Annotated in this window: 15 protein-coding genes and 1 pseudogene; 3 read left to right on the forward strand and 13 right to left on the reverse strand. The window is 49.3% G+C overall.

Annotated elements, in window-relative coordinates; all coding sequences use genetic code 11:
* Window positions 1-48 precede the first annotated feature (48 nt).
* From IPL71_RS16330 to IPL71_RS16400, 13 genes and pseudogenes are all read right to left on the reverse strand, one after another.
* Window positions 49-525, reverse strand: a complete 477-nt coding sequence (locus tag IPL71_RS16330) for a Rossmann-fold NAD(P)-binding domain-containing protein (protein ID WP_345323449.1) — start codon at window positions 523-525, stop codon at window positions 49-51.
* An 8-nt stretch (window positions 526-533) separates the two neighbouring features.
* Complete coding sequence (locus tag IPL71_RS16335) at window positions 534-1,055, reverse strand: NAD-dependent epimerase/dehydratase family protein (protein WP_345323451.1); 522 nt, start codon at window positions 1,053-1,055, stop codon at window positions 534-536.
* Window positions 1,056-1,325, reverse strand: a complete 270-nt coding sequence (locus IPL71_RS16340; protein ID WP_345323453.1) for an EamA family transporter — start codon at window positions 1,323-1,325, stop codon at window positions 1,056-1,058.
* Window positions 1,322-1,888, reverse strand: coding sequence for an EamA family transporter RarD (gene rarD / locus IPL71_RS16345; RefSeq protein ID WP_345323455.1), 567 nt, complete (start codon window positions 1,886-1,888; stop codon window positions 1,322-1,324). The genes IPL71_RS16340 and rarD overlap by 4 nt, the downstream gene beginning before the upstream one ends.
* 154 nt (window positions 1,889-2,042) lie before the next feature.
* Window positions 2,043-2,879, reverse strand: coding sequence for a serine/threonine-protein kinase (locus IPL71_RS16350; protein ID WP_345323457.1), 837 nt, complete (start codon window positions 2,877-2,879; stop codon window positions 2,043-2,045).
* A 60-nt stretch (window positions 2,880-2,939) separates the two neighbouring features.
* Window positions 2,940-3,323, reverse strand: coding sequence for a DUF2203 domain-containing protein (locus IPL71_RS16355; protein ID WP_345323459.1), 384 nt, complete (start codon window positions 3,321-3,323; stop codon window positions 2,940-2,942).
* A gap of 73 nt (window positions 3,324-3,396) precedes the next feature.
* The gene (locus IPL71_RS16360; protein ID WP_345323483.1) at window positions 3,397-3,612 is read right to left on the reverse strand and encodes a heavy-metal-associated domain-containing protein; all 216 of its coding nucleotides are present in this window, start codon (window positions 3,610-3,612) and stop codon (window positions 3,397-3,399) included.
* 80 nt (window positions 3,613-3,692) lie between these two features.
* Entirely contained in the window at window positions 3,693-4,139 is a 447-nt protein-coding gene (locus tag IPL71_RS16365) for a cupredoxin domain-containing protein (RefSeq protein WP_345323461.1), read from the reverse strand.
* Between the two features lie 21 nt (window positions 4,140-4,160).
* Window positions 4,161-4,892: a sulfite exporter TauE/SafE family protein gene (locus tag IPL71_RS16370; RefSeq protein ID WP_345323463.1), complete on the reverse strand. Its 732-nt coding sequence runs from the start codon at window positions 4,890-4,892 to the stop codon at window positions 4,161-4,163.
* Between the two features lie 49 nt (window positions 4,893-4,941).
* Window positions 4,942-5,493 carry a DUF7482 domain-containing protein gene (locus tag IPL71_RS16375; protein ID WP_345323465.1) on the reverse strand — a complete coding sequence of 184 codons (552 nt, stop codon included), beginning with the start codon at window positions 5,491-5,493 and terminating at the stop codon, window positions 4,942-4,944.
* Between the two features lie 91 nt (window positions 5,494-5,584).
* Window positions 5,585-8,012 (reverse strand): annotated as a pseudogene (locus IPL71_RS26085) (heavy metal translocating P-type ATPase).
* Window positions 8,013-8,104: 92 nt separating this feature from the next.
* Window positions 8,105-8,236 carry a hypothetical protein gene (locus tag IPL71_RS16395; protein ID WP_345323472.1) on the reverse strand — a complete coding sequence of 44 codons (132 nt, stop codon included), beginning with the start codon at window positions 8,234-8,236 and terminating at the stop codon, window positions 8,105-8,107.
* Between the two features lie 278 nt (window positions 8,237-8,514).
* Window positions 8,515-8,673, reverse strand: coding sequence for a metal-sensitive transcriptional regulator (locus IPL71_RS16400; protein WP_345323474.1), 159 nt, complete (start codon window positions 8,671-8,673; stop codon window positions 8,515-8,517).
* A 234-nt stretch (window positions 8,674-8,907) separates the two neighbouring features.
* Between IPL71_RS16400 and IPL71_RS16405 the strand changes: the two genes are divergently transcribed.
* The 3 genes from IPL71_RS16405 to IPL71_RS16410 all read left to right on the forward strand — a co-directional run bounded on the left by IPL71_RS16405 (window position 8,908) and on the right by IPL71_RS16410 (window position 11,306).
* Window positions 8,908-9,186: a cyclic nucleotide-binding domain-containing protein gene (locus IPL71_RS16405; RefSeq protein ID WP_345323484.1), complete on the forward strand. Its 279-nt coding sequence runs from the start codon at window positions 8,908-8,910 to the stop codon at window positions 9,184-9,186.
* Window positions 9,187-9,330: 144 nt separating this feature from the next.
* On the forward strand, window positions 9,331-9,507 hold the full coding sequence (locus tag IPL71_RS26090) for a helix-turn-helix domain-containing protein (protein WP_514130807.1): 177 nt from the start codon (window positions 9,331-9,333) through the stop codon (window positions 9,505-9,507).
* A gap of 1,055 nt (window positions 9,508-10,562) precedes the next feature.
* Window positions 10,563-11,306: a copper-containing nitrite reductase gene (locus IPL71_RS16410; RefSeq protein ID WP_345323476.1), complete on the forward strand. Its 744-nt coding sequence runs from the start codon at window positions 10,563-10,565 to the stop codon at window positions 11,304-11,306.
* The last annotated feature ends 500 nt before the right edge of the window (window positions 11,307-11,806 follow it).

Consider the following 11,806-nt stretch of genomic DNA (forward strand, 5'->3'; position numbering starts at 1 on the left):
TTTTGGCCAATTATAACCAGTTCAATCTTCTTTGTCAGATAATTATATTTATTTCGGAAACGCGCCCAGATAGGCAGAAATGATCGCATCCCAGCGCGCGTTCGCTTCGTGATCAATTGTTTGAAATTCAGGGTGCGCCTCAAACCAGGCCAGTGAGCGGCGCAGACCTTCAGCCCATGTCACTTCACATTTGAAATCAGGCACAAAACTTTTGATCTTGCTATTATCAAAAACCACACTATTGGATTTATCGCCGATCAGACTTCCCACCGCATCAGATTCATAGGCCGCAATCAGATCACTGGGGATGTGAACCACGTTCGGAGTCTGACCGAGAGCCTGATACGCTTCGAGGTAGATTTGATTCCAACTCAGCACCTGGTCTGACGTTATTTGAAAGACCTGACCGACAGCTTTTTTATTCCCCAATAAGCCGATCAACCCTTTGGCAAAATCAGCATTCCAGGTAAGCACCCAGAGCGAAGTCCCATCGCCGGGGACAATGACTTTCTCGCCGCGCTTCATGCGGTCGATCACAGTCCACGGGTGGAGCCATGACCCGATACTTGGAATTTGTGTAGGCCCCAGGTATGTGAAGGGCGCACAATGGTGACGGGGAATCCGTCTGCGTGATGGGCGTTCATCAATGCTTCTTCGCAGGCGATCTTGTTACGTGAATACTCCCAATACGGATTCTCAAGCGGTGTCTCTTCAGTAATCAGATAATTCTGCACCGGCTTTTGATAAGCGCTGGCAGAGGAGATGAATACGAATTGATCTGTCTTGCCGCGGAAGAGGGCAATGTCACGTTCAATGTCGTAGGGAGAAAATGCAATAAAGTCGACAACTGCGTCGAAATGATGACCAGCTAACAGGGAGGAAAGATGCGCTGTATCAGCGTAGATATCTGCCTGTAGAATCGTCGCATCGTTGGGCGCAGGGTACTTTGTCGATACAGACCTGTTCAGGAGAAAAAGTTCGTGGCCGCGTTCGACGGCAAGGTCACTGCACGCGGAAGAAAGCAGGCCGGTGCCGCCAATGAATAATATTTTCATTTAGCCCTCCCCCATTTCCGGAAGTGGTTCGACGGTGGCACGATTTGCAAAATAATTTTCGCTTAGGAAGATGATCAGCGCGAGCCATACAATGCCGAAGCCGATCAATTGATTGACACTAAACGGTTCCTTGTAAATAAAAATACCGATCAGAAATTGAAGTGTAGGTGCAATATATTGAAGCAGACCAACGATCCAAAGCGGAATGGAACGGGCGGCGGACGCGAACATCAACAATGGAATGGTAGTGACCACACCAGCGCCGATCATGAGTAGATCTGAAGTAAGACCGGTGTGAAGAAATGCGGCGGTGCTGTTTGATTCAACAAAAGCAAATACCCAAGCGCAGGGATGAAGAGAATGCCTGTTTCAATTGTTAGACCGTAGAGCGCACCAAGCGGCGAAAGTTTTTTAACCAACCCATATAAGGCAAAGGAAAAGGCGAGAGTAAGGGCGATATATGGCAGGCGGCCATAAACAAAGGCGAGATAAGTCACGCCAAGCGCGGCAATAATGATCGGAATCCATTGTGCCAGGCGAAGGCGTTCCTTTAAAAAGATAACACCCAGTAAAACACTCAGCAGAGGGTTGATGAAATATCCGAGGCTGGTCTCAACGATCTTTTCATTGTTGACCGCCCAGACATAAACGATCCAGTTGATGCCGATCAAAATGGCGGCAACGGTATAGATGCGGATCACCTTTGCGTTGAGCGTGCCGCGAAAGTCAGCCCATTGTTTGGTGAACAGGATGACGACCAACAGCAGCAAACATGACCAGATGATGCGATGTCCGATCAGCTGGGTGGCGGGGACGTGATGAAGAAATTTCAATAGATGGGGAAAAAAATCCCCAGGTGGCATAAGCGCCGATTCCTACAGTATTCCTTTTTTCATTCATGCTCCATTTAAATAGCTGATGGAAAACAAAATAAGAAGACCTTGTTGTTTGAGCAACAAGGTCTTTGATGAGTATGAGTTTTCGCTCTTATAACTTTCTCAAATACCACTTGCCTGAAACAACTTCGGCAATATCACGGGCAAAATCCCCCGCAGTGGGATAACGATCGCTGGGATCTTTCGCCATCGCCTTGGCAACCACCTCCTGCCAGACAGCAGGGATGTTATTTTTAACCAAACGAATATCAGGAACAGGCAGGTCCACGTGTGCATTGATCAGCGCCGTGGTTGAATCGTTCGAAAATGGCAATTGTCCTGATAATAAACGGTACAACACAATACCAAGAGCATAGACATCAGCCCGCGCATCCACTTCATTGCCTTTGACTTGTTCGGGGCTCATATATGCGGGCGTGCCCACCAGCCAGGTTCCATCGTCATCAGTAAAGGCTTTTGATTTGGCAATACCAAAATCAGAGAGGAATATCTCGCCGGTTGAATCAAGCAAAAAATTGGAAGGTTTTACATCACGATGAATGATCTTGCGCGCATGAGCGGCATCGAGAGCATCGCCAATACGTTTAAAAATATGTGAGATCTCGGTATGTTTGATCTCCTCTTTTTGCAGCCTGTCAGCCAGCGAACCGCCCGCCATATAACGCATTACGATATAGGGTTGTTGTCCGTGCCAGCCAAAATCGTAAATAGGCACAATGTATGGATGTTCAAGTGCGGCGATCAACTCGGCTTCCTGCAAAAAGAACTCGCGGTACATATCGTCCAGCGTGTGGCTATACATTAACACTTTGATGACGACCTGGCGCTGAATATACGGGTCGCGCGCCAAAAAAATGACGCCCATACCACCTTGCGTCAATTCTCGTTCAACCTCATAACGTCCAATTTTTGATATGCTCAGTTGCACTAAACCGGTTCTTTTGGGATGTGCGCTAGTATAGAACAACTCAGACAATATGACAACGATTTATTCCCAATCAATTAACTGGCGACCGGAAAACCCCGCTTCGATCTCGTGCCAAAACTGGATGCTGCCCTCATTAAATTTCCAACACAGATACACTTCCCTGCCATCGTGCAAGGCGGTGAAATCGATCAAGCCGATGATCAGGTCTTTTACTTCAATACCCAGATCCTGCATTTTATGCAGAAGGTCATCGAGGCGGTCAAAATCAGGGAGGAGTTTACTCAGGGCGGGATTCCCGCCATTCCCAGCGGACTTTTGCACCACAGACCAGAATTCGGGCTGACGTGCGCGAATCCGCTCGCTGATTTCCATCATCTCTTTGACCATCGGGCGGATGACTGTCAGTGCTTCGTTTGCTTCTTTTGGGGTGTAATATATTGGCATGGCGCGAGTATACACGGAAGTGGTTAAACGCGGAAACGGGTAAACATGGCAACATGTTTACCCGTTTATGTCTTTATGCAACTACGGCTTGATAGCCTTTTTTCTTTACCGCAGCGATGATCTGCTCTTCTGTCAATTGGGATTCATCGTATTCGATGACCATTTCCAATTTGTGATAACTGGCGTTGATCTCTTTCACGCCGTCGAGCGTATCTTCAAGAGATTCGAGTTTCATAGCACAGGCGGAGCAGGTCATATCGGGGATTTTGAAGGTTTTTTTATCATGGATATCTCTGAGATAAACTTCGGAAGTCTTTTAGTATCTTTTTTAATTTAAGAGTCTTATAAAAGACTTCCGGTTTTATAGTCTTATTCAAACACGATCTGGCCGGTGTACATTCCCATCGAACAGGTGAAGAAGAGGGTACTTCCCTTCTCTTGCGCGGGAATGCTGACCTGTACCGTGCCGGTATCTGGAAGCAATTGGTAATAATCCAGAGCCGGGATGACAAAGTCTCGGGCGCAGGAATAGGTTTGGTTGGTAATAAGATTTAAAGTGAGAACTTTTCCGGCGGGCGCTTTCAAGGTCGATGGGACGTATCCATTATCTTCAACGTTGAGGGTGATCTCACCCTCTGGTGTGGAGAGTTGGGGAGATTCTGCCACAGGGGCTGAGTCACTATTGGACGGAAGCAGGTTTCGGGTCAGGTTTTGAAACGAGAGCGAGGAGCCGAGTACGTTAAGTCCGCCGTCGAGAGTCACAAATCCCAAAATCAAAAGCACTACGGCCACAAATCGCATAAAAAAGTTTTTCAAGCCGTGATCCAAGCTCAGTTGTCAAATAGGCAACAACGAAAAAGACAGGGGGCTGAGTGCCAAGGACAAAAAGGCAAACATAAGTGCTGCGCCCATGACGACACTGCCCGTGCCGAGTGCGGTTGCCATCATAGCTTGCGTGACACCGCAGGGGATGAAGACCGTCAGCGCGCCGAGGAAGAGCGGAGTGAATGTGTCGGTGCCTTTGGCTGTGCGGCGGATATAACGGGTGATGAATTTTGGCGGCTCAACAGAGAAGTAACGAAAGATCGGATGCACGTTGAACATGCGCAGCGCGTTGCCGATCATGAAGATGCCGATGGCGATCATCAGCATAGCACGGGTCATCGGGCTGAGGGTAAGGAATGAACCAAGCCAGCCAAGGAGCGCGCCAAGTAAAGTGTAGGCAATAAGTTTCGAGACAAGAAAAAAAAAAATTGGAAAAGCCGAATTCGAGCGGACAGATGCCTTTTTATTTTTCGAGCGCAGTCTGCTCAACATAATCCTGTTCGATCTGATGTGCAAGAGAACTTGCCAGCAGACCGCCCTGCACCGCAAGGCAGCAAATCCGCCCGTAGTGATGCCGGTGATAAAAGCAACCACAAGTTGACTCCATGAGCCTGCGCCTGCATTGAGATTAAGAGATTGCCCATTCGGAAAGACAAATAAGATAAGAGCAATAGCGATAAATGCCACACCCAGCACAACGATCACGACTGGGTTAATGGCCGGTTTTTGTTCTTTGGATGACATTTGACCTCGGGAAAAGTAAAAAGTAATAAAATGATGAGGAAATCTTTTTTTACAAGGGGACACGAACTTTCGTGTTCGTGTCCCTTGTATTTTTCCTACCTTTGCCGCCATCCCAAACTACAAACGGCATATTGATAACAACACCGGGCTGTTCAATGGTGAGTTCGCCTGCGGCTTCTGCATCCATCACTTCAGCGGCAGATTTAAGTTCGCGGGCTTTGCTTTCGTCAACCCACGCGATCACATTCAAACGGCGCAGCGGAGAGTAACCATCAGTGCCGGGTGGATTGTCAAACACGTCAGGTTGAAAACCGAAAGGTCCGGAGCCTGCGGGTCCATTCGTGAAGACGTAAACATTTGCCAGTGCTTCATCGGGCACGTTTGCCAATGCGGGGACAAGAATCACAGGCGATTTCATCATGCCTGTCAGTTTTTCAGCGACACCCGCATCAGAGGCTTCTGTGTGGACAAAATAAATTTCCTTGCCTTCGGCGTATGCTTTGCCAGCAGGTAATTCAGCCTTGGCGGGTCCGCTTTGTTGCGGGGCACACGCGGTTAATACAACCATTGCAGCTATTATAAAAAGGGAGAGTTTCTTCATATTAAAGGTTTCCTTGGTGTCGGTAAATAAGTGATTAGGCAATCAGGTGATTAGGTGAACGGTTTCGTTTACTAATCACCTGATTATTACATCAAATTTTCTGTCCGCGCAAACGCAGACTATTTGTCACAACGAACACACTGCTAAACGCCATCGCACCAGCGGCAAGCATTGGATTTAAATATCCAAGCGCGGCAGCGGGGATGAGAACTACATTGTAGATAAATGCCCAGAATAAATTTTGTTTGATGGTTGAAAGTGTCTTGCGTGAAAGATTGATCGCGCGCGCAACACCGCGCAGGTCACCGCTCATCAAGGTTACAGGCGCGGCAGCCATCGCCACATCTGTTCCCGTGCCGATCGCGAGTCCCACATCCGCCTGAGCAAGAGCAGGCGCATCATTCACACCATCACCGACCATCGCTACGACATTCGACAATTGACGATTGACGATTGAAGTTTGAAGTTTCTTAATTTCGTTAGATTTGCCTTCGGGTAAAACTTCGGCTAATACTTGATCGACGCCAACTTGTTTTGCAATTGCATCAGCGGTCTTTTGATTATCGCCGGTGATCATCACAACCTGCAAACCCATCTTGTGCAAATCTGCGATCGCTTCCTTTGAACTATCCTTGATCGTATCGGCCACAGCGATAATTCCCGCGGCTTCATTATCAATCGCAACCAACATCGCAGTTTTTGCTTCGGACTGTAAACGCGCCACTTCAGATTCGAGATTCCCCAATTGGATTCCACGTGACTGGAACATTCTCATGTTCCCAACCATTACGCTTCTTCCCTCGACCTCAGCCTGCACGCCATGCCCGGCCTCTGCTTTAAAACCAGTGGGTTTCCACTAAACCAATCCACGGGTTGTGGCCTCTGCCCAAATGGATTCCCCCAGCGGATGTTCACTCCCCTTCTCAACCGAAGCGGCAAGGCGTAACAACTCATCCGCTTTCCACTTTCCACTCACGACAACATCTGTTACAGCCGGCTGACCCTTTGTGATCGTTCCGGTTTTATCCAAAACCACCACCGTCACTCTGCCGGCACGTTCCAAGGCTTCACTATTGCGGAATAAGATTCCCGCTTCTGCGCCTTTGCCAGAACCGACCATGATCGCCGTCGGGGTGGCAAGTCCCATCGCACACGGGCAGGCGATCACCAACACAGCAACCATGTAGATCAATGCACGTGAAATTATCAATATCAGAATTGATCGGCAATTGCGGACCAAAGAAGTACCAGCCTAAAAACGTCAGCGTGGCGATGGTGATTACAGCAGGAACAAATATGGCTGAGACCTGATCCGCAATCTTTTGGATGGGAGCCTTGCTGCCCTGCGCATCCTCCACGAGTTTGACGATCTGCGCGAGAGCAGTTTCTTTGCCAACTTTGGTAGCTTCGAATTTCAACAAACCAAGTTTATTGAGCGTCGCGCCGATCACTACATCACCGGGCTTCTTTTCAACGGGCAGAGATTCACCCGTCAGCATGGATTCGTCAATGGAACTTCTTCCCTCAACCACCACACCGTCCACGGGAATTTTCTCGCCAGGCTTCACAACCACAATATCGCCTACACGAACATCATCAGCAGGGACTTCAGTTTCGACACCATCACGAATGATACGTGCGGTCTTGGCACGTAATCCCATCAATTTTTTGATCGCTTCAGAAGTACGTCCCTTGGCGCGGGCTTCGAGGAATTTTCCAAGTTTAATGAGCGTGATGATGACTGCCGCAGTTTCGTAATAGACATGCCCCATCAGCAAGCCAAATGTGATCGGCAGCGAATAGAAGAATGCAGCGGATGAGCCCATCACGATCAGCACATCCATGTTCGCTGATCTATTACGCAAAGCCTTGAACGCGCCGACGTAATATTGCCAGCCAACATAAAACTGCACAGGCAAAGCCAGAGCGAGCATCAACCAGCCAAACCAGGGCTGAGCCTCACGCATTCCTTCCATCACATTGTCTGAATAGACAAATGCCGGAAGTAAATTAAAGTCCTTACCCATCGAAAGCAGGAAGAGCGGCACGGTAAATATCAAACCAATAATCAGCAAGCGGCGTTGTTCATTGATCTCATGTTCGCGGGCTTTGGCTTCTGCATCTTCCGCTTCGCCGCCAAGTTCCATGGCCTCAAAACCAGCGGATGCCACTGCACGGCGCAGCTCTGCCTGTGTGACGATCGTTGGGACATATTTCACACGTGCCTTTTCAGTGGTAAATGTCACCTGTGCTTCGAGCACGCCTTCAAGTTTAGCAAGTGCCTTCTCCAAACGACGTGCATCGTTATCATCTGAAAGACGCTTTAATGATCAGATCCGCTTCACCTGTGGCAACGCCATACCCGGCACGATTTACGCGCGCGATCACATCGGTCAGCGCAAGTTTGGCAGAGTCAAAATCCACGGTGGCGCGTTCGGAGGAAAGGTTACACCGCACTTTGCACGCCGTCAAGTTTTCAGATTGCGTTCCACTGTGGCTACACAGTTTGCGCAAGTCATGCCGGTAATTGGTAAGTTAATTGTTTTGTGTCGCTCATTTGTACCTTCCTTACAAAGGCCTGACAGTTTTATAAAACTGTCAGGCCTCATTATTATAAAGTGATCAAACCTTCAGCAGGGTAATTGATCTCAGCCAATAAGGCTTTAATCGTGGCTTCATTCGCCGGTGTATCGAATGTAATTTCAACTTTCTTTGTTGCTTCATCTGCCTTCACAGACTGCACACCCTGCAGTTTCCCCTACTTCGGTCTCGACTGTGTGAGTGCAATGTCCGCAGGAAATAGTAGGGACGGTATAGTTACGGTGGTCATAGGGCTAATTTTTCTTTTGATTTTTGATTTATGATTTTCGATTAGGCGTTTCAGGTGCGCTACCTAACTAATAAACTGTCTACACCTTCATTGACATTTCAAATACTTCAGTAATTTCCTTCAAGACTCGCTCGCGTTCCTTTTTGTCATTTCCCTGAATCGCTGTAATGACGCACGAATTGAGATGATCTTCAAGGATCCTTGAGCTGACCTTTGTTTAGAGCCGCTTCAACAGCCTGTATCTGGCGGATGACGTCAATACAACAGGCATCTTCCTCGACCATGCGAATAACGCCGCGTAAGTGCCCTTCGACAGTTTTTAATCTTCGGATCGTGCTATCAGCTTCCATATTGACCTCTATACTCCAGATGCGGTTTTCGGCTTTCTCCTACCCCCCCCAGGGGGGATGGGTAACCCGAATATAAGACATTCCTCCGGATGCGCCAACAGATGAATGTCATTTATTTAGGGAGTACAATCATGTTATGAATCTTTCGCCAAAGGATTTAAAACAGGTTGTCGTTTTCAAAACGCTACAGATCCAGAGCTGCAGCTAATTCTGAAAAACAGCATTATCCGCTCGATCGAAGAAAATGAATTCTTCTTCTTTCAGGGTGATAGCGCCGAATATCTATATATTCTCATCACGGGTCAAGCCAAACTCATGCAATCCAATCCCAGTGGACAGCAGGTAAACCTGCGGACTCTGCACCCCTGGCAGATGTTCGGCGCGCTGGGTGCTGTCCGTGCGGAAGCAATTTACCCGGCAACCGCGCAAGCATTGGAAGATAGTTCCGCGCTGGCCATTGAAAGCGGATTCCTGCACAAGTTACTGGAGACGAGGTCGAAAAATTTCGTTTGATCTGATGACCCTCGCGACCTCCTATATTCAGGAAATGCAGGCGCGATTCCGGGAACTCGCAACCGAGCAGGTCGAGCAAAGAGTGGCCAACGCGCTGATTCGCCTGGCTGGGCAATCAGGCATCAGGTCGAAAAAGATGCGGGGATCGAATTATCCTTCTCAAGACAGGATGTGGCCGAGATGACAGGTACCACGCTATACACGGTCAGTCGTCTGCTCAGCGACTGGGAGCGCAAGGGCCATATCAAAACGGGCAGGGAAAAAATCCAAGATCCTCAAGCCGCACGATCTGGTGCGCATCGCAGAAGGAATGAAAAATAAGAACGAGACGAAACCCTCGGCCCGTTTTGTTATTTGCGCTAGCGCAAAGACGGATGTGGGGAAAGCGATATTCTATACTCATTATGAACGGGCATTTGGTTTGAAACTGATCGTGGCAGAGTTTGAGTCCCCACGACTATAAAGATCCAGCCCTCGTTGTGCTTGTCGCCTATACTTTGTCCGAACTATCAAACATGCCGCCTGTGTAGGTTGATAATTCCTGCCCGTTTCCAAATACGCTTGCACAGCTTTAGAGGACTTAATAAAAACTTACCGAATTTTGATGTCAGGCAAATTACCTGGAAGGCCATTTCCCGGGCAAAATATATGGTTCACACCTAGATTTTAATCTTTCTAGGTGTCAGCGATGAAATGAAACACCTTTCGCGCACTCCCGATTGCCATCTTACTGGCAGTGGTGCGCGGGGCGCATCGCGGGTTCCGGCGGAGCACGCAGGCCTGCGAGCGAAAAAAGCCCCCCCTTTTCCTTACACCGAAGGAGATGGTTCAAGTCCCCTGCTAATTGGGCATGCGTGGTGTGTTGGTTGCCGAACCACTGCACACCATGCCCCGTTTCTTCTGCTGCTTATCCCAACGCCGGCGCTGTGATCGCTGCGCTGCGGAACTCCCGGCAGGCATTAATGCGCGGGTGGGCGCCGCACCCGATCTGACATATCACAAGCAAGCTCATACTCAGGCAAGCCAACACAGCCGAAGAATATATTCCTGAAGCGATCTTTAAAGCCCGATCTCTTCTTGCGTGCCCTGCCCCACCGGCCCATGTATGCGCAGGTGTTATGCCTGCCAAATTATCTGAGACATTGACTACGACGGATCAACGCCATTTCAGTACTCAAACTGGACTCCGCAGGCGGCATTGGGGATTCAACTGGTAGCGACGTACCGCAGGAACCCACTACCGATGGGGTAGACATTGTCCGTGACCCAACAGACCTGCCCGCACCGCTTGAGATCCGCGAGCCAACTACAGTCCGGATTAACCTGGAAGCTGTGGAAGTCGAAGGCCAACTCGCAGACGGAACCACTTACACCTATTGGACATTCAACGGCGCAGTTTCCCGGGCCTTTTCTTCCGCGTGCGCATTGGCGACACCATCGAAGTCCACATGACCAACAACACTACCAGCGTAATGAATCACTCAGTTGATTTCCACGCAGTTACCGGTCCCGGCGGAGGCGCTGTCATGACGCAGACCAAGCCCGGCGAAGAATCCATTTTCACAGCGAAGGCGCTCAATGTCGGTCTCTTCGTCTACCTGCGCGACCCCAATGGTTGCAGATCACATTTCCAACGGCATGTACGGCTCATCCTTGCGTCGAGGCCTGAAGGCGGCCTGCCTCCTGTTGACCGCGAGTTCTATGTTATGCAGGGCGAGCTATACACAACCGGCGAGTTTGGTGAACAAGGCCATCAAATGTCTGATACCACAAAACTGCTCGATGAAGAACCCGAGTACTTCGTCTTCAATGGCGCGGTAGGCTCACTCACAACTCAGAAACCCTTGAAAGCAAATGTTGGCGAAACCGTGCGCATCTTCTTTGGCGTGGGCGGCCCCAACTTCACATCCTCCTTCCATGTCATCGGCGAAATCTTTGACCGCGTATTCGATCAAGCCTCACTTACCGGCGCACCGCTCACCGATGTGCAAACAACTCTCGTCCCGCCCGGCGGCGCAACCATGGTCGAGTTCAGTCTCCGGAAGTCCCCGGCAACTATATTCTTGTCGATCACGCCTCTCACGTCTGCAACGCGGACTTGCTGGATACTTAATCGTTGAAGGCCCAGCCGCCCCCGAAATCTTCCTCGGCACACCCTCCGCAGGAAGCGGCCACTAGGATAAATTTCACACAACAAAAAGCCCTGTCGAATTGACAGCGTTTCCCAATATAATTTTGGGATGAAAAAACACGCGTCTTAATTTAACCTTAGCCTGATTCTGTTTCTATTGGCATCCTGCGCCCCGAAAACAGTCACCGCAGACCGAGCCGCACTTGATCAATCAGGGCAGTAACATCGCCACATTGGCCGCGATGCTAAATCCCACTGCGCCGGCGAGCCCACCCACCCCCATCCATCCCCACTCCTTTCAACCTCGCAGGTTTATATTGTGAATATCAATTCTGCATCGGGCATCCAACTGGCATGGCTTTTTACGATCATTTCTGCCTCGCTCGACCAACTCAACCCCAGCAATTACAACAATGGATTTCTGGTCGCATATCAACTGCCAGACTTATTAATTAATTTTATCTGGCTGCAATCTCCTGATACAGCAGA

The organism is Candidatus Villigracilis proximus (genome assembly GCF_016717045.1).
Lineage (GTDB): Bacteria > Chloroflexota > Anaerolineae > Anaerolineales > Villigracilaceae > Villigracilis > Villigracilis proximus.

Coding starts and splice junctions, on each gene's coding strand:
- IPL71_RS16330 (WP_345323449.1), bottom strand. CDS start 525: ATGAAGCGCGGCGAGAAAGTCATTGTCCCCGGCGATGGGACTTCGCTC.
- IPL71_RS16375 (WP_345323465.1), bottom strand. CDS start 5,493: ATGAAGAAACTCTCCCTTTTTATAATAGCTGCAATGGTTGTATTAACC.
- IPL71_RS16400 (WP_345323474.1), bottom strand. CDS start 8,673: ATGGAAGCTGATAGCACGATCCGAAGATTAAAAACTGTCGAAGGGCAC.
- IPL71_RS16335 (WP_345323451.1), bottom strand. CDS start 1,055: ATGAAAATATTATTCATTGGCGGCACCGGCCTGCTTTCTTCCGCGTGC.
- IPL71_RS16340 (WP_345323453.1), bottom strand. CDS start 1,325: ATGATCGGCGCTGGTGTGGTCACTACCATTCCATTGTTGATGTTCGCG.
- IPL71_RS16370 (WP_345323463.1), bottom strand. CDS start 4,892: ATGTCATCCAAAGAACAAAAACCGGCCATTAACCCAGTCGTGATCGTT.
- IPL71_RS16355 (WP_345323459.1), bottom strand. CDS start 3,323: ATGCCAATATATTACACCCCAAAAGAAGCAAACGAAGCACTGACAGTC.